The organism is Actinoplanes rectilineatus, assembly GCF_000962825.1.
Taxonomy (GTDB): Bacteria; Actinomycetota; Actinomycetes; order Mycobacteriales; family Micromonosporaceae; genus Actinoplanes; species Actinoplanes rectilineatus.
This window is the reverse complement of record NZ_JZKF01000008.1, coordinates 175779-192688: the sequence shown is the minus strand read 5'-3', so window position 1 is coordinate 192688 and position 16910 is coordinate 175779. Positions and strand designations below refer to the sequence as shown.

At 70.8% G+C, this 16910-nt stretch carries 17 protein-coding genes; 16 read left to right on the top strand and 1 reads right to left on the bottom strand.

Translation table 11 applies throughout. The annotated features are described in order from the left end of the window. Window positions 1-149 precede the first annotated feature (149 nt). From WH85_RS09410 to WH85_RS09355, 12 genes are all read left to right on the top strand, one after another. Window positions 150-872 (top strand): cell division protein SepF, encoded by a 723-nt coding sequence (locus tag WH85_RS09410; protein WP_045741349.1) that lies wholly within the window; start codon window positions 150-152, stop codon window positions 870-872. 23 nt (window positions 873-895) lie between these two features. After that, the gene (locus WH85_RS09405; RefSeq protein WP_045741348.1) at window positions 896-1201 is read left to right on the top strand and encodes a YggT family protein; all 306 of its coding nucleotides are present in this window, start codon (window positions 896-898) and stop codon (window positions 1199-1201) included. A 43-nt stretch (window positions 1202-1244) separates the two neighbouring features. Next, on the top strand, window positions 1245-2060 hold the full coding sequence (locus tag WH85_RS09400; RefSeq protein WP_045741347.1) for a DivIVA domain-containing protein: 816 nt from the start codon (window positions 1245-1247) through the stop codon (window positions 2058-2060). A gap of 31 nt (window positions 2061-2091) precedes the next feature. Further along, a complete protein-coding gene (locus tag WH85_RS09395) occupies window positions 2092-2967 on the top strand; it encodes a hypothetical protein (protein WP_083448891.1) in 876 nt (291 codons plus the stop codon). Window positions 2968-2969: 2 nt separating this feature from the next. Then, window positions 2970-3278 carry a DUF167 domain-containing protein gene (locus tag WH85_RS09390; RefSeq protein ID WP_045741346.1) on the top strand — a complete coding sequence of 103 codons (309 nt, stop codon included), beginning with the start codon at window positions 2970-2972 and terminating at the stop codon, window positions 3276-3278. Between the two features lie 303 nt (window positions 3279-3581). Then, entirely contained in the window at window positions 3582-3983 is a 402-nt protein-coding gene (locus tag WH85_RS09385; RefSeq protein WP_045741345.1) for a TraR/DksA family transcriptional regulator, read from the top strand. After that, window positions 3956-4576, top strand: coding sequence for a signal peptidase II (lspA, locus tag WH85_RS09380; RefSeq protein WP_083448890.1), 621 nt, complete (start codon window positions 3956-3958; stop codon window positions 4574-4576). Before WH85_RS09385 ends, lspA begins: the two co-directional genes overlap by 28 nt. Beyond that, window positions 4573-5502: an RluA family pseudouridine synthase gene (locus tag WH85_RS09375; RefSeq protein ID WP_045741344.1), complete on the top strand. Its 930-nt coding sequence runs from the start codon at window positions 4573-4575 to the stop codon at window positions 5500-5502. Before lspA ends, WH85_RS09375 begins: the two co-directional genes overlap by 4 nt. A gap of 18 nt (window positions 5503-5520) precedes the next feature. Further along, window positions 5521-6540, top strand: a complete 1020-nt coding sequence (locus tag WH85_RS09370; RefSeq protein ID WP_045741343.1) for a hypothetical protein — start codon at window positions 5521-5523, stop codon at window positions 6538-6540. 219 nt (window positions 6541-6759) lie between these two features. Next, the gene (locus WH85_RS09365; protein ID WP_045741342.1) at window positions 6760-8349 is read left to right on the top strand and encodes a MinD/ParA family ATP-binding protein; all 1590 of its coding nucleotides are present in this window, start codon (window positions 6760-6762) and stop codon (window positions 8347-8349) included. A gap of 80 nt (window positions 8350-8429) precedes the next feature. Beyond that, window positions 8430-11963, top strand: a complete 3534-nt coding sequence (gene dnaE / locus WH85_RS09360; RefSeq protein ID WP_045741341.1) for a DNA polymerase III subunit alpha — start codon at window positions 8430-8432, stop codon at window positions 11961-11963. A gap of 30 nt (window positions 11964-11993) precedes the next feature. Further along, entirely contained in the window at window positions 11994-12881 is an 888-nt protein-coding gene (locus WH85_RS09355) for a hypothetical protein (RefSeq protein ID WP_211275321.1), read from the top strand. A 62-nt stretch (window positions 12882-12943) separates the two neighbouring features. On the opposite strand, the gene WH85_RS09350 is transcribed toward WH85_RS09355, so the two are convergent. Further along, a complete protein-coding gene (locus WH85_RS09350; protein WP_045741340.1) occupies window positions 12944-13651 on the bottom strand; it encodes an LON peptidase substrate-binding domain-containing protein in 708 nt (235 codons plus the stop codon). A gap of 108 nt (window positions 13652-13759) precedes the next feature. Between WH85_RS09350 and hisD the strand changes: the two genes are divergently transcribed. From hisD to WH85_RS50235, 4 genes are read left to right on the top strand one after another with little or no spacing between them, the layout of a single operon-like run. Further along, a complete protein-coding gene (hisD, locus tag WH85_RS09345) occupies window positions 13760-15070 on the top strand; it encodes a histidinol dehydrogenase (protein ID WP_045741339.1) in 1311 nt (436 codons plus the stop codon). Continuing rightward, window positions 15067-16140 (top strand): histidinol-phosphate transaminase, encoded by a 1074-nt coding sequence (locus WH85_RS09340; protein ID WP_045741338.1) that lies wholly within the window; start codon window positions 15067-15069, stop codon window positions 16138-16140. Before hisD ends, WH85_RS09340 begins: the two co-directional genes overlap by 4 nt. Further along, the gene (gene hisB, locus WH85_RS09335) at window positions 16140-16751 is read left to right on the top strand and encodes an imidazoleglycerol-phosphate dehydratase HisB (protein WP_045741337.1); all 612 of its coding nucleotides are present in this window, start codon (window positions 16140-16142) and stop codon (window positions 16749-16751) included. The genes WH85_RS09340 and hisB overlap by 1 nt, the downstream gene beginning before the upstream one ends. Beyond that, window positions 16748-16909, top strand: a complete 162-nt coding sequence (locus WH85_RS50235) for a hypothetical protein (protein WP_157410909.1) — start codon at window positions 16748-16750, stop codon at window positions 16907-16909. The genes hisB and WH85_RS50235 overlap by 4 nt, the downstream gene beginning before the upstream one ends. Window position 16910 lies beyond the last annotated feature (1 nt).

The following is a 16910-nucleotide window of genomic DNA, read 5'->3' as shown; positions in this document are numbered from 1 at the left end:
CGTCGCAGCGGGTCGTGGGTCCGATTCGGACCCGTTCTCGAACCGCGTCAAGGGGGGACGCGGCACGCCGAAGGGGGCGCGTGCCGTATAGCGGACGGAGGTGGGGGCATGGACTCTCGGCAGGAGTGCCGGCGGGACGGGGTGGGCTCATGAGCGCTCTGCGTAAGGCGGGCGTGTGGCTCGGTCTCGTCGAGGAGGACGAGGACCGCGGTTACGACGACCGGGGTTACCGGGAGAGCACCTACCGCAACCGCGAGCGTGAGCGGGACCGCGATCGGGAGCGGTACACCAGCGATCGCTACGCGGACGAGTTCGCCGACGAGGAGGAGCCGGAGGAGGAGCGTCCGGTGCCGCGGTCGCGCGCGGAGCGCAGCGAGCGGGGCCGGATCGGTGACCGGTTGTCCTCGGCCCGGGCCGACCTGGAGCGGGAGGAGAACGAGCGACTCGATCGGGCGAGCGTGCGTTCCATCACCCGTCCGGCGGCGCAGGCGGAGCAGTCCGGTTCGCTGACCTACTCCACCCGGGAGAACCTGGCGCTGAAGCCGCAGCCGGTGCCCGCGCCCCAGCCGCAGCGGGTGGTCGAGGAGGAGCAGCGGTACCAGATCACCACGCTGCACCCGACGACCTACCGGGAGGCGCGCACCATCGGTGAGCACTTCCGGGACGGCGTTCCGGTCATCATCAATCTCACTGAGATGGATGAATCCGACGCTCGCAGGCTCGTGGACTTCGCCGCCGGACTGGCTTTCGGCCTGCGGGGTACGATCGAGCGCGTGACCAACCGGGTTTTCCTGCTCTCACCGGCAAATGTCCAGGTCACCGCTGAGGACAAGGCCAAGATCGCTGAGGGTGGCTTCTTCACCCAGAGTTGACCCGAACGAGGGATCCGCCTGCCGTGCTGTCGATCGTGTTCCAGATTCTCTACATCTTGCTGTACCTCTTCTTCATGGTGCTGCTGGGCAGGTTCGTGCTGGGTGCGGTACTCCAGTACGGACGCCGGTGGCAGCCCAGCCGGGGTGCCGCGGCTGCACTCGAATCGGTGTGGAGCGTCACGGATCCACCCCTTAAGGCGTTGAGGCGTGTGATCCCACCGCTGCGCATTGGTAACGTGAGTTTGGACCTGGCTTCCATCGTGCTGCTGGTTATCCTGTTCGTGCTCATGGATTTCGTGCTACGTCCGCTCATCATTACCAACAGCTAGACAGCAGCCTCAACCGCGGCCGCGACTGACCCGAGGAGTTTCGATGCCGCTGACCCCGGCCGACGTGCACAACGTCGCCTTCAAGAAGCCCCCGATCGGCAAGCGGGGGTATGACGAGGAGGAGGTCGACGCTTTCCTTGACGAGGTCGAGCGCGAGCTTGCCCGTCTGATCGAGGAGAACAACGAGCTGCGTGCCCAGGTGGAGCGTGGAGGACGGGGTGGCGCACCAGCCGGCCCGAATTCCGACCCCCGCATGGCTGCCGAGCTCAATGAGATCAAAGCCCAGCTCGACCGGGTGCAGCGGGACAAGACGGCGGCCGAGCAGGCTGCCCGTCAGATGCAGGCCGAGCTCGAGCAGGTGCGTGCCCAGGGCCCCGGCCCCGGTGGCGGCGGTGGTGGCGCGGACGGCGAGCAGCAGGCCCTGCGCGTGCTGATGATGGCCCAGCGCACCGCGGACGACCACGTCTCCGACGCGCGCCGGGAGGCCGACAAGCTTCTCGCCGACGCCCGTTCCAAGGCCGAAGAGGTCACCCGTGAGGCCCGGGCCAAGGCCGACGCCCTCGAGCGCGACGCGCGTCAGCGGCACCAGGAGGCCATGGGCGGCCTGGACGCCAAGCGGACCGCGCTGCAGAAGCACATCGAGGAGCTCAAGCAGTTCGAGCGCGAATACCGCACCCGGCTCAAGGCGTATCTCGAGAGCCAGCTGCGTGACCTCGACGGTCGCGGCCAGGGCCTGGAGGCCGAGCTGTCGCGTGCCGACTCGGGCCGGGCCGTGGGCGGCTCCGGGGGACTCGCCACCGCCGGCCTCGCCGGCTCGTACGGCGGTAGCCGTGCCAACTCCATCGAATCGGGTCGCTGACCGCAGCCCCGCACCGCGACGAGGATGAGCCATGATCGTTGCTAGTCTCCTGCTCATCCCCGTCGCGGTGCTGTTTCTGGCACTGGGTCTGAACAACGGCTCGAGCAGTCTGCTCATAGCCTCGATCGTGGTCAGTCTGCTGGCCGCGGTCGCCCTGGTGGTCGGTCCGCGGCAGTCGGCCGGCACGCGCCGGGGCGTCGCCGGTGACGTCGAACCCGACGACTACGCCCCGCAGCCGCCGCCGATGCGACGGGCGCCCGCCGCCGCTGACGACGCCGCCTACTCCGATGAGACCGCGGTCCACGACTTCCCGCCGCCGCCCGCGCCGTCTCCGGAGCCGGTCCTGTCCGAACCGGTGGACACCCCGCCGTGGGCCGGCGATCTCGCTGATCAGGCCGGTACCCGGACGGCCGCCGGCCACGCCGAGCCGCAGGCGACCCGCGCTGCCGGACGTGATGTCGCAGACTCCGCGGATTCCGACTCCGCCGCTGAATACGCCCGGTCTGCCGAGCGCCCCGAGCCGGTCCCGGCGCCCGCACCACAGGCGACGGAGCCCGAGCCGGCCCATGTCGATCCGGTCTATGCCGAGCCGGTCCATGCCGAGCCGGTCTATACCGAGCCGGAGGCCGAGCAGGCCGACGAGTTCGCCGAGCCGGACGCCGACGATCCCGACGACGAGCCACTGCCGCAGTCGGTGCGCCCGGCCGACGCGGTGCTGGTGGCCCGCCTCGACACCGAGGTGCTGGTGGTCGACGGCCGTCCCCGCTACCACATGGCCGACTGCCCGCACCTGGTCGGCCGGCTGACCGAGCCGCTGCCCGCGAACGAGGCCGTCGAACTGGGCTTCAGCCCCTGCGGTCTGTGCCGCCCGGTGGACCGTCTGGTCGCCGCCGTGGCGCACGGCTGACGATGCGCCGTCCCGTGCCGGCCCAGGAGTCGGTGGTGGTCCGGGTGCGCCCGGGTGCCGGGCGGACCCGGGTCGGTGGCCGTTACGAGGGCCCGCACGGTCCGGCTCTGATCGTCGCGGTGGGGGCGCCCGCGGTCGACGGCAAGGCCACCGAGGCGGTCCGTAAGGCGCTGGCGCAGGCGCTGGGTGTCCGGGCCGGTGAGGTCGCGTTGCGGCTCGGCGCGACGAGCCGGGACAAGGTGTTCACGGTGTCCGTGCCGGCCGCGCAGTGGGAGCCCCGGCTCACCGCGCTCCGCGATGACAGTCAGTGAATCAAGCGTCACGAGGGGTGTATCCTCGATAATCCGGACGAACGGCAGGGGTATTCATGCCGATTTGTCGGGACCGGGTGGGATGGCGGGTTGTCGGTCCATTTCGCGTTTCGTATGCTTGCCACCTTCCGGCGCGCGCGGTGCTTTCCTGCCGCGCCGTTTCTGCAGGTGGGGGAAGATCTACCGCGGCGACCCGGCGGGCCGGGCAGCGCCCGGAACACGACAGGGGAGACCGGACGGCGCGGCGGCGCCCCGGTCCGCACACGCCGATCGCCGCGCAGGCGCGCGGCTGAGGGAGCGACGATGGCCAAGGCAACCGGTGGAACCGCTGCGGAACGGACACGTTCGGCGGAGGAGACCGAGCAGATCATGCAGGCTCTGGTCGCGCGGCGCGACGAGCTGCAGGCCGAGTACGATCAGTCGCTCAGCGAGATCACCGAGCTGCAGCGTGAGCGACTCGCCGACTCGGCCGGCGACGACCAGGCCGACACCGGCACCAAGACGTTCGAACGCGAGCAGGAGATCACGCTGGCCAACAACCTGCTCGAGCGGATCACACAGGTGGAACGCGCCATCGAGCGGGCCGGTGAGGGCAACTACGGTTGGTGCGAGCGGTGCGGAAACCAGATTCCGGTCGAGAGACTGGCCGCGTTCCCGTCCGCCACCCGCTGTGTCTCGTGCAAGCAGTTGGAGGAACGACGCTGAACGCCGACGACCCGGCGACCGCGGACGGCCGCCCGGCCCCGCGTTTCGCTCCCCGTGCGGTGGCCGTGCTGGCGGCCACCGCGGTGATCGCCGTTGCGGTCGACCAGTGGGTCAAGCACCTGTCCACCGAGAACCTGGTCCCCGGTGAGCCGGTCCGGATCCTGGGTGGCCTGGTCCACCTTTCGCTGCTGCGCAACAGCGGGGCGGCGTTCAGTCTCGGGAGCGACTACACCTGGATCTTCCCGCTGATCACGATCGTCGTGGTCGGCTGGATCGGCTGGATGGCCGTACGACTGCGCTCGGTGCCGTGGGCGGTCGCCCTCGGCCTGGTGCTCGGCGGCGCCCTCGGCAACCTCGGCGACCGGTTGTTCCGGGCTCCCGGGTTCCTGCACGGCCACGTGGTCGACATGATCAGCGTCTTCGGGCCGTACGGGGAGTACTTCGCGGTGTTCAACATCGCTGACAGCTGTTTGACCGTGGGCGTGGTGCTCGCGGTGCTCCTCGAGCTGACCGGTCGCCAGCGCGACGGCAGCCGCCTGCCCGGCAAGCGGGAGAAACAGACCGCGACGACCGGAAAAGAGGAGACGGCATGAGTGGACAGCGTTCCCTCCCGGTGCCCGACGGACTGCACGGGATGCGCCTGGACCAGGCCGTCTCCCGGCTCTTCGGGCTGTCCCGGACCGCCGCGGCGACGCTGGTGGAGTCCGGCGACGCGATGGTCGACGGCGTGGTCCGGATCAAGTCGGAGAAGGTCACGGCCGGCTCCTGGCTCGAGGTGACCCTGCCGGCGCCGGTGGCCCCGCCCGTGGTGGTGGCCGAGCCGGTGCACGGCATGGGCATCGTCTACAGCGACGACGACATCGTGGTGGTCGACAAGCCGGTCGGCGTCGCGGCGCACCCCAGCCCGGGGTGGACCGGACCGACCGTGATCGGTGGCCTGGCCGCGATGGGGCAGAACGTGGCCACCAGCGGCGCCGCCGAGCGGCAGGGCGTGGTGCACCGTCTCGACGTCGGCACCACCGGTCTGATGGTGGTCGCCAAGAGCGAGGTGGCCTACACCGTGCTGAAGCGGGCGTTCAAGGAGCGCGAGGTGGAGAAGCGGTACCACGCCGTGGTCCAGGGGCACCTCGACCCGCTGCGCGGCACCGTCGACGCCCCGATCGACCGGCACCCGACGGCGGACTGGAAGTTCGCGGTGATGAGCGGCGGCAAACCCAGCGTCACGCACTACGACACCCTCGAGGCCTTCCGGTCGGCGAGCCTGATCGACGTGCAGCTGGAGACCGGGCGGACCCACCAGATCCGGGTGCACTTCTCGGCGCTGCGGCACCCGTGCGTCGGCGACACCGCGTACGGCGCCGATCCCACACTCGCGGCCCGGCTGCAACTCGGCCGTCAGTGGCTGCACGCCCGCGAACTGGCTTTCGTCCACCCCCGGACGCACGATGAGGTCCGCTTCGTGAGCGACTACCCTGACGACCTGAAATACGCGCTGGACGTCCTGGGGGACGCCGGCTGACCGTCGGGGAGTGACACGGTGGGCCCCTCGCACCGACTGCGGACGGCCCTCGTCCGGTTCGGGGGAACGTCACTGCGGTCGCAGGTGATGACCGCGGTGGCGCTGGTGGCCACCGCCGCGCTGGTGCTCGGGGTCCTCTGGGCCGACCACGACCTGCCGGCCGGTGATCCGGACCCGGGTGACACGGTGCGGGTGGGCCTGGTCGAGGGGCAGACGGTCGCGGGTTACCTCGATTCCGCCCGGGTGGAGATGGACCGGCTCACCGACCCGTCGGCCCCGGCGTCCGGGGAGACCTGGGCGCTGGTGAGCCTGATCGGGTACGTGTCGCCGGACGCCCTTCCGCTGCTGTTCGGCGACGCCGTGGTGGCCCAGGTGTACGCGCGGGTTCCACTGCCGGAGATCCGGACCCCGGTGACCAGGATCCCGGTGTACCGGATGCCGGAGGACGTGACCGCCGGGATGCTCGCCGCGGCCGTCGTCCGGGACCGGGAGCAGGCCGACTACCAGCGGCTGAGCCGGGCGCTGACCGGAGCCGGCCGGGGCGAGGAACAACTCCGGCAGACGTACGAGGCGGCCGCCCACATCGCGGCACGGGAGGCGGCGGCGTACCGGGCCGGGTGTGCGTGCGTCTTCGCCGCGGTGGTGCGGGCGCTGCCCGCGGCGCTGAGTGGTCTCGCCGGCAGCCCGCAGGTCCGGGCCGTCGATCCGGCGCCCGAGGTGCGCGGTCTGGACAGCACCGAATTCCGCCCGCCGCTGCCCGAGGAGGTGGGCACGGTCTCTCCGGAGCCGTCGCTCTCCGACCGTGCGGCGGGAGCGTCCGGCGATCCGGCCGTTGCCTCCACCACTGCGGCACCTATACCGTCATCGATCGGGGCACGTGTGACATCCGCCTCACCGGATGCGGCGGCGCCGGTGTCGGTGTCGCCCGTACTGCCGTCGGGGTCGCCGGTTGCCGTACCCTCTGCTTCGGACACGAGTCCAGCTCACGAAGGCTCCGGCGTGCCGTCGGGGACGCCTGCCGCGACATCCGGCGGTTAGCAACGTCACGCGTGCGGACGTTCGGGTGGATGCACGTGCATGACCAGCGTGCCGTTATGTGATCAAGAACGACCGGAGGATGGGCGCTCGGCCGGTGGCCCGATTAGGGTTTTCCTCCGTAGCCTGTCAGGGGCGACACCAATCGCCGAGGACGACAGCCTGTCATGGGCGGACCATCGCCGTGGACCACTGAACGGGTCGGCGCAGAGAGGACGAGCCGTGGACGGGACCGAGACCGGCTGGGGCCGGCCTGCGGAACCAGCCCCGCGCTGGCGGGCGCTGCTCGACCGTGCCCGGCATGGGAACCGCAGCGACGAGCAGCAGGCCGACGAACAGCGGCAGCAGGCTGAGCAGCAGGCGCAGCAGCAACAGCAGCAGCAGTGGGGTCAGCAGCAGCCGGGCGGCCGTGGGCCGGCGCCGGTGGAACGCCGCCCCTTCAACCCGCTCGACCCGCGCGCCGCCCAGCAACAGCAGCAGCCCGGTGGTTTCGACCGCCGGCCCGCGGACCCGGCCGCCGATCCGGGACGGCAGGTGCCGCAGCGGCCGATCAACCCGCTCGACCCGCGCTGGCAGGGCCGGCAGGCCGAGCCGCAGCAGCCGGCCACCTACTTCGATCCGGCGCCGCGCGGTGTCCAGCAGCACTCGGCACCGCCCGCGCCACCCGCCCCGCCGGTTCCGCCCACGGCGCAGTACGGCACCACCGGTTATGCGACACCGCCGGCTCCGGCGCCCGCGCCGTCGGCATATCCGCCCAGCGCGTACCCTCCACCGACCAACGGCTACCCGCCAGCCCCGGTCGGCAACGGCTATCCGGCACAGCCCGGCACGGCCTACCCGGCCTCGCCGGCCGCCGCCTACCCGCAGGCGCCGCCCGCGCCGCCGCAGCCGGCCGCGCCCCCGATGCCCCCGGCGCCCCGGGTGGTGCCCGCGGTCCAGCCGGCGCCGATCTCCCCGGCCACCAGCGGCGCCCGGATCGAGTGGCGGCAGACCCGGGTCGAGGACGGCATGGACCGGGTCGTCTCGGTGATGCGCCGCAAACTCGGCCAGCCCCGGGTGCTCGCCTTCGCCAACCCGAAGGGCGGCGTGCACAAGACCACCGCCACGGTGCTGGCCGCGGCCACCATCGGCAGCGTGCGCGGCCGCGGCGTGCTGGCCTGGGACGACAACGAGCTGCGCGGCACGCTCGGACTGCGGGCCGGCAGCGCCCGGCACGCCCGGACGATAAAGCACCTGCTGGCCGACCTGACGCGGATCGAGGGCCTGCACGGCGACGAGCTGCTCCAGGAGCTGGACGCCTATCTGCGGCACGCCTCCGACGGGTCGTACGACGTGCTGGCCGGCGAGGAGAACCCGCGGTTCGCCCAGCGGCTCGACCAGAGCACCGTGCAGCGGGTGATGGACCTGCTGCGGCGTACCCATGATGTGGTCTGCGTGGACACCGGCAACAACGTGGAGAGCGTCAACTGGCAGACGGTCATGCGGATGGCCGACCAGCTGGTGATCACCACGGTGCCGCGGGAGGATGCCGCGTTCACCGCCGACTGGATGCTCGACGTGCTCGAGGAGAGCGGGGCGGGCGAGATGGTGGCGAACGCGGTGACGCTGATCTCCTGCCCGTCGCCCGGTCACCTGCCGTTGCTGGAGGACTTCAAGAAGCACTTCGCGACGCGGACCCGCGCGGTCGCGGTGGTGCCCTACGACCCGGCCCTGGAGGTCGGATCCTCGATCGAGTACGGCGATCTGCAGCAGGAGACCCGGCAGGCGTGGCTGCGAGCTGCGTCGACGATGCTGGAACCCTTCGCGGAGTAAATGATCACGGCGTTGCCCGTGGTTTTCAGGATCCGGTCCGGGCTAGGCTTCCTGGCGCTGTCGACGTTAGGGGGCTCCGGGTGTCCGACTCGTTCGTGCATCTCCATGTGCACACTGAGTATTCGATGCTCGACGGGGCGGCCCGGATCAAGGAACTGCTCGCCGAGGCGAAACGCCTCGGCATGCCGGCCGCGGCGATCACCGATCACGGCAACATGCACGGCGCCTACGACTTCTACACGCAGGCCAAAGCCGCCGGCGTGACCCCGGTCATCGGCGTCGAGGCCTATGTCGCCCCGGAGTCGCGCCTGGAGAAGAAGCGCATCAAGTGGGGCCGCCCGGAGCAGAAGGGCGACGACGTCTCCGGTAACGGTGCGTACACGCACATGACCATGTGGGCGCGCAACGCGGTCGGCCTGAAGAACCTCTTCCGGCTCAACTCCCGGGGCTCGATCGAGGGCCAGCTCGGTAAGTACCCGCGGATGGACTTCGACATCATCGCGGAGCACGCCGAGGGCATCATGGGCACCACCGGCTGCCCGTCCGGCATCGTGCAGACCCGGCTGCGGCTGGGCCACTTCGACGAGGCGCTCAAGTCGGCCGCGCGCTACCAGGAGGCGCTCGGCAAGGACAACTACTTCCTCGAGATCATGGACCACGGTCTGTCGATCGAGCGCCGGGTCCGCGACGGCCTGCTGGAGATCGGCAAGAAGCTGGGCATCCCGCCGCTGGTCACCAACGACTCGCACTACGTGCACGAGGAACAGTCCGCGGCCCATGACGTGCTGCTGTGCGTGCAGACCGGCAGCAACGTCGCCGACCCCAACCGGTTCCGGTTCGACGGCTCCGGCTACTTCGTCAAGTCGGCCGACCAGATGCGCGCCGTCGACTCGTCCGAGGCCTGGCAGGAGGGCTGCCGGAACACCCTGCTGGTGGCCTCGAAGGTGGACACCGAGGGGATGTTCACCTTCAAGAACCTGATGCCCCGGTTCCCGATCCCGGACGGCTTCACCGAGGAGGAGTACTTCCGGCACGTGGCCTACGAGGGGCTGCGGTACCGGTTCCCGGACGGCATCCCGGAGACCCACGTCAAGCAGGCCGACTACGAGCTGGGCGTCATCATCTCGATGGGCTTCCCGGCGTACTTCCTCGTGGTCGCCGACTTCATCCAGTGGGCGAAGAACAACGGCATCGCGGTGGGCCCGGGGCGTGGCTCGGCGGCGGGTTCCCTGATCGCGTACGCGATGGGCATCACCGACCTCGACCCGCTCCCGCACGGCCTGATCTTCGAGCGGTTCCTCAACCCGGAACGCATCTCGATGCCCGACGTCGACATCGACTTCGACGACCGGCGCCGCGCCGAGGTGATCCGCTATGTGACCGAGAAGTGGGGTGACGACAAGGTCGCCCAGATCGCCACGTTCGGCACGATCAAGGCCAAGGCTGCGATCAAGGACTCGGCCCGGGTGCTCGGCTACCCGTTCGCGGTCGGCGACCGGATCACCAAGGCGATGCCGCCGGACGTCATGGGCAAGGGCATCACCCTCGGCGGCATCTTCAACAAGGACGACAAGCGGTACAACGAGGCCGGCGAGGTCCGCGGCCTCTACGAGACCGACCCGGACGTCAAGAAGGTCATCGACACCGCCCGCGGCATCGAGGGCCTGATCCGGCAGACCGGTGTGCACGCCGCCGGCGTCATCATGTCCGCCGAGCCGATCATCGACCACATCCCGCTGATGCGCCGGGCCAGCGACGGCGTCATCATCACGCAGTTCGACTACCCGACCTGCGAGACGCTCGGCCTGCTGAAGATGGACTTCCTCGGCCTGCGCAACCTGACCATCCTCGACGACGCCAACAAGAACGTCGAGCTCAACCACGGGGCGAAACTCGACCTGCTGAAGCTGCCGCTGGACGACCCCAAGGCCTACGAACTGCTGGCCCGCGGCGACACCCTGGGCGTGTTCCAGCTCGACGGTGGGCCGATGCGCTCACTGCTGCGCCTGATGAAACCGGACAACTTCGAGGACATCTCCGCCGTCCTGGCGCTGTACCGTCCCGGTCCGATGGGTGTCGACTCGCACACCAACTACGCGCTGCGCAAGAACGGCCTCCAGGAGATCACCCCGATCCACCCGGAGCTGGAGGAGCCGCTCAAGGAGATCCTCGAACCCACCTACGGCCTGATCGTCTATCAGGAGCAGGTGCAGCGCGCCGCGCAGATCCTGGCCGGCTACACCCTCGGCCAGGCCGACCTGCTGCGCCGCGCGATGGGTAAGAAGAAGAAGGAGATCCTCGACAAGGAGTTCGTCCCGTTCCGGGACGGCTGCCGGGAACACGGTTACTCCGACGAGGCCATCCAGGCGGTGTGGGACGTCCTGGTGCCGTTCGCCGGCTACGCGTTCAACAAGGCGCACTCCGCGGCGTACGGGCTGGTCTCCTTCTGGACGGCCTACCTGAAGGCGCACTACCCGGCCGAGTACATGGCCGGACTGCTGACCAGCGTCGGCGACGACAAGGACAAGATGGCGATGTACCTGGCGGAGTGCCGCCGGATGGGCATCCAGGTCCTGCCGCCGGACGTGAACCAGTCGTCCGGGCCGTTCACCCCGGTCGGCAAGGACATCCGCTTCGGTCTGGGCGCGGTCCGCAACGTCGGCGGCAACGTGGTCGAGGCGATCGTCCGGTGCCGCAAGGAGAAATCCGACTACACCGACTTCTACGACTTCCTGTCGAAGGTCGACGCCGTGGTCTGCAACAAGAGGACCATCGAATCGCTGATCAAGGCGGGCGCGTTCGACTCGATGGGCCACAGCCGCAAGGCACTGCTCGCGGTGCACGCCGAGGCGATCGACGCGTACGCCGGAGTCAAGCGCAACGAGGCGGCCGGCCAGTTCGACCTGTTCGGCGCGTTCGGCGACACCGAAGGCGGCTCGGCGGCCACGGTGGCCATGCCGACGATCGGCGACGGCGAGTGGGACAAGCGCGACAAGCTGGCCTTCGAGCGGGAGATGCTCGGCCTGTACGTCTCCGACCATCCGCTCGCGGGCCTCGAGGTGATGCTGCAGAACGCGGCGGACACCAGCATCGCCGCGCTGGGCGAGGAGGGATCCGTCCCGGACGGCCAGGTCGTCACCCTGGCCGGCATCCTCACCGGCGTCCAGCGACGGATCACCAAGCAGGGCCGGGCCTGGGCGTCGGCCACCCTCGAGGACCTCGCCGGTGGCGTGGAGGCGCTGTTCTTCCCGAACACCTACGAACTGGTCGGGCAGTACATCGCCGAGGACGCCATCGTGGTGGTCAAGGGCCGGATCGACCGGCGCGACGACCAGGCCCGCATCATGGCGATGGACATGTCCATGCCCGACGTCACGCACAACCCGGACACCAAACCGATCACGCTGACCATGCCGATCACCCGCTGCACCCCGCCGATGGTGGACCAGCTCAAGGAGATCCTGATCAGTCATCCCGGCGAGTCCGAGGTGCACGTGCACCTGCAGAACGGCAAACGGACCACGATCATGCGGCTCAACGGCATGCGGGTGGCGCCGACCCCGGCGCTGCGGGCAGACCTGAAGATGATCCTCGGCCCGTCGGCCGTCGGGTGACGTCGGTCCGGGATCTGGAAGGATCGTAGGGTGCAACCCACCGATGAGCCGGCCGGTCCGTCGCCCGTGCCGCCGGCAGCGCCGTCCGCCGGGCTCACCCCGGATTCCCGGGCCGCAGACCCCCGCGCCGGGGATCCGTCGACCGGGGACTCTCCCGCCGGTGACCTCCATGCCGCGGACCTCCATGCCGCGGACCTCCGTGATGCGGATCCGCTTGCTGACCCGCTGTATCCCGGGGCGGAGGATGCGGGGGAGCCGTGGTGGCGGTTCCAGCACGGCACCCGGCGTCCCTGGCGGCGCACCCTGACCGTCACCGTAGCGCTCGCCGTGGTGATCGTGGTGCTCGGCGCCGGTCTCGGCCTGCTCTGGGCGTGGCTCGCCCCGAACGTGCCGGTGATCGACGCCGGCGGGGGCGGCATCGTGGTCAACGACCCGTCGCCCGAGCAGTACATCGCGGCCGACGGCTGGTTCACCCTGCTCGGCCTCGGGTTCGGCATCCTGGTCGCGATCGCCGCCTGGATCGTCCTGCGCCGCGACCGCGGGCCGTTCCTGTTGCTCGGCGTGATCGGCGGGACCTTCGTGGCCGGTCACTGGGTGGCGCCGGCGGTGGGCGAGCTGATCGGGCGCGACGCCTACGCGGACTGGCGGGCGACCGCGGCGCAGGGGGCGAGCTACCTGGCCCCGCCGGAGGTGCACTCGGTCGGGCCGACGCTCGTGCCGGCCTTCGCCGCGGCGATCGTGCTGACCCTGCTGGCGGGCTGGGCCAACGACCCGGACCTGGACCAGCCGGGCGCGCACCCGGGATACGGGCCGAATCACCCGGACGAGTACCCGGCGTACGGCCCGCTCGGCGTGTCCGCCGCGGATGCCGGCGAGCCGCAGACCCCGGCGTCGCGGGAGCCCGGCCGCCCGTCCTGACCCGTACTGTCAGCGGGCCGTGGCTCGTGCTGCGGGAGGGCGGGGACCGCCGTGCCGGTTGGTCAGTTGGGACTGGCGGGACGGGCCAGGTCGGACAGCGGGACCGGGACGGCCCGGACCTGGGCCAGGAGCCCCGCCTCACGGGTGAGCAGCCGCAGCTCGGCGCGGAGCCGGCTCGCCGTGTCCGGCATGGCCAGCAGCATCTGGCGCTCCTCGACGGCGAGCTGCGCGGTGGCGGCGATCAGGTGTGACAGGACCGTCGGATCGTCCGGCACCTGGTCGAGGACCTCGCTGCTGGGGCGCAGCAGCTCGAGATATGCCCGGAAGGCCTGCAGCACGCGCGGCGCCAGGATCTGGGCGATCTCGCCGGCGTCCTTCTCCTCGGGGAGCCACTCCACATGGGCGGTCAGGTAGGGCTCGCTGCCCTGTTCGACGCTGAGCACGGTGAACCGCCGCCGGCCCACCGTCATGATGTCGAAGCGACCGTCCGGCAGCTCGGTGACGTGCCGCAGCTCGGCGGTGCAGCCCACGTCGTAGAGGTCGTCGGCGTTGACCGGCACGGCGGGGGCGGCCTGGCCGTCCTCCGGGTCGGGGGCGACCTCGCTGCCACGCCGGAGAGTGACCACGCCGAACTCGCCGGTGTCGTCCGAGGTCTGCGCCACCAGCTCCCGCACGAGAGCGCGGTAGCGCTCCTCGAAGATGTGGAGAGGTAGGACCAGACCGGGGAAGAGCACCGTGCTCAACGGGAAGACCGGTAGCCGATCGCTCACGCGTTCAGCCTAGTCCCCGTCCGACCTTGGTCAACCCGCCGTGTCCCAACGCCTGGGCCGGGGAGTCGCGGTCGATAACTCGTTTCCGTCGCGGCCTAAACTGGTCGAGTGCTGAATCGGATCGACCTGCGCGGCTCCCGGCCGGACCCGCGCGGACTGCTGCCCCGTGCCCAGCTCGACGTCTCTGTGGCTGTCGAGCGGATCCGCCCGGTCGTCGAGGCGGTGCATCAGCATGGGTTCAGCGCGATCCGGGAGGCGACCGAGAGGTTCGACGGTGTCACCCTGGAGCGTCTGCGAGTGCCCGCCGCGGCGATCGCCGCCGCGGCCGAGACGCTCGAGCCCGAGGTTCGCGCCGCGCTGCTCGAGGTGATCGCCCGGGCCCGCAAGGTGCACGCCGACCAGCGGCGGACCGACACGACCACCCAGGTGGTCGACGGCGGCACGGTGACCGAGCGCTGGGTGCCGGTGCGCCGGGTCGGCCTCTACGTCCCGGGTGGCCTGGCGGTCTACCCGTCCACCGTGGTCATGAACGTGGTGCCGGCCCAGGAGGCGGGTGTCGACGCGCTGGTGGTGGCATCGCCGCCGCAGCCGTCCAACGGCGGCCTGCCGGATTCCCGGGTGCTGGCCGCGTGTGCCCTGCTCGGTGTGACGGAGGTCTACGCGGTCGGTGGCGCCCAGGCCGTCGCGATGCTCGGCTACGGGGCTGACGGCGTGGACGCCGGTGACCGTTGCGAGCCGGTCGACGTGATCACCGGACCGGGCAACATCTGGGTGACCGCGGCGAAACGGCTGCTGCGCGGCACGGTCGGCATCGACGCCGAGGCCGGTCCGACCGAGATCGCCATCCTCGCCGACGACACCGCCGACCCGCGGCACGTCGCCGCCGACCTGATCAGTCAGGCCGAGCACGACCCGCTGGCCGCGAGTGTCCTGGTGACCGACTCGCCGGCGCTCGTCGACGCGGTCGAGGCCGAGCTCACGGTCCAGGTCGCGGCGACCAAGCACGAGGAGCGGGTCCGCACCGCGCTGACCGGCGAGCAGTCGGGCGTGGTGCTCGTCGACGACCTGGAGCAGGGGCTGGCGGTCGTCGACGCGTACGCGGCTGAGCACCTGGAGATCCAGACGCGGGACGCCCGGCAGTGGGCCATGCGGGTCCGCAACGCCGGGGCGATCTTCGTGGGGGCGTGGGCGCCGGTGTCGCTGGGCGACTACGCGGCCGGCTCCAACCACGTGCTGCCGACCGGCGGCTGTGCCCGGCACTCGTCCGGCCTGTCGGTGCAGTCCTTCCTGCGGGGCATCCACGTCGTGGAATACAGCGAGGCGGCTTTGAAGGACGTCGCCGGTCACGTGGTGGCGCTGGCCAACGCCGAGGACCTGCCCGCGCACGGTGACGCGGTGAAGGTCAGGTTCGCCCGATGACGACGATCGACGATCTGCCGATCCGTGACGACCTGCGCGGCAAGACGCCCTACGGCGCTCCGCAGCTCGACGTCGCCGTGCGGCTGAACACGAACGAGAACTCCTACCCGGTGCCGGAGGACGTGGTCGAGGCGATCGGCAAGGCCGTGCAGGCCGAGCTGCGGGACCTCAACCGCTACCCGGACCGCGACGCGATCGCCCTGCGCACCGAGCTGGCGGCGTACCTCGGGCATGGCCTGACCACGGCGAACGTGTGGGCGGCCAACGGTTCCAACGAGGTGCAGCAGCAGCTCCTGCAGTGCTTCGGCGGTCCCGGCCGCACGGCGCTCGGCTTCGGACCGTCGTATTCGATGCATCCGCTGCTCGCGGCCGGCACCGGCACCACCTGGATCGGCGCGCTGCGCGACCCCGATTTCGGGCTGAGCCCGGAGGACGCGGTCGCCGAGATCGAGAGACACGACCCGGACCTGGTGTTCGTCTGTTCGCCGAACAACCCGACCGGCACCGCGCTGGACCCGGCGGTGATCGACGCGATCCTGGGCGCGGCCCGGGGCATGGTGGTCGTCGACGAGGCGTACACCGAATTCGCCCGGCCGGGCACGCCGAGCGCGCTGACCCTGCTGGCCGGGCACCCGCGGCTGGTGGTGTCGCGGACGATGAGCAAGGCGTTCGGGTTCGCCGGTGGCCGGCTGGGCTACCTGGCCGCCGACCCGGCCGTGGTGGACGCGGTGCAGCTGGTCCGGTTGCCGTACCACCTGTCGGCGATCACCCAGGCGGCGGCGCGGGCGGCCGTGGTGCACCGGGAGTCGCTGCTGGCCACGGTCGACGCGATCAAGGAGCAGAGGGACCGGATCGTGTCGGTGCTCACCTCCCGAGGCGTCAAGGTCGCCGCGTCGGACGCCAATTTCGTGTTGTTCGCCGTCTCGAAAGATCAGAAAGCGGACTGGCAGGCCTTCCTCGACCGGGGCGTGCTGATCCGCGACGTCGGACTGCCCGGCTGGCTGCGCGTCACCGCCGGCACCGAGGCCGAGACCACCGCATTCCTGAACGCCGCTGAGGAGATCTTGTAGTGAGTCGCACCGGGCGGATCGACCGCGTCACCAACGAGACCAAGGTGCTCGTCGAGATCGACCTCGACGGCACCGGCAAGGGCGATCTGAGCACCGGGGTCGGTTTCTACGACCACATGCTCAACCAGCTCGCCAAGCACGGCGGGTTCGACCTGACGGTGCGGACCGAGGGCGACCTCGAGATCGACTCGCACCACACCATCGAGGACACCGCGATCGCGCTGGGCGAGGCGTTCGCGCAGGCGCTCGGGGACAAGCGCGGCATCCGGCGGTACGGCTCGGCCACCATCCCGATGGACGAGGTACTGGTGCGGGCCGCCGTGGACCTGTCCGGCCGGCCGTACGTGGTGCACGACGAGCCGCTGCTCACGCCGTACATCGGCCCGGTCTACGCGACCAGCATGACCCGGCACATCTTCGAGGCGTTCGGCCACGCGGCCAAGGTGACCCTGCACGTGGACGTGCTGCGCGCCTGCCGCCCGGGCGGTCACCCGGACGCGCACCACGTGGTGGAGGCCCAGTTCAAGGCGTTCTCGCGGGCGCTGCGTGAGGCCGTCGAGATCGATCCGCGCAACGCGGGTGCGCTGCCCTCCACCAAGGGGGTGCTGTGATCTCGATGGCGCTGTTCGCGCTGGCCGGCATCCTGGTCGGCGGCGTGATCCAGCTGGTCAAGTCGGACGCGACCAGGTTCAGCATCGGGATCACCGGTGTGCTGGCGCTGCTGGCGACCGCGGGCGGGTTCGCCTGGTGGCCGACGGGGGAAGCCTGAC

What these genes read in the sequence shown, in the direction of transcription:
- WH85_RS09395 (WP_083448891.1), top strand. Translation starts at nt 2,092, where the DNA reads ATGATCGTTGCTAGTCTCCTGCTCATCCCCGTCGCGGTGCTGTTTCTG.
- WH85_RS09390 (WP_045741346.1), top strand. Translation starts at nt 2,970, where the DNA reads ATGCGCCGTCCCGTGCCGGCCCAGGAGTCGGTGGTGGTCCGGGTGCGC.
- WH85_RS09400 (WP_045741347.1), top strand. Translation starts at nt 1,245, where the DNA reads ATGCCGCTGACCCCGGCCGACGTGCACAACGTCGCCTTCAAGAAGCCC.
- WH85_RS09340 (WP_045741338.1), top strand. Translation starts at nt 15,067, where the DNA reads ATGACGACGATCGACGATCTGCCGATCCGTGACGACCTGCGCGGCAAG.
- WH85_RS09375 (WP_045741344.1), top strand. Translation starts at nt 4,573, where the DNA reads ATGAGTGGACAGCGTTCCCTCCCGGTGCCCGACGGACTGCACGGGATG.
- WH85_RS09410 (WP_045741349.1), top strand. Translation starts at nt 150, where the DNA reads ATGAGCGCTCTGCGTAAGGCGGGCGTGTGGCTCGGTCTCGTCGAGGAG.
- WH85_RS09385 (WP_045741345.1), top strand. Translation starts at nt 3,582, where the DNA reads ATGGCCAAGGCAACCGGTGGAACCGCTGCGGAACGGACACGTTCGGCG.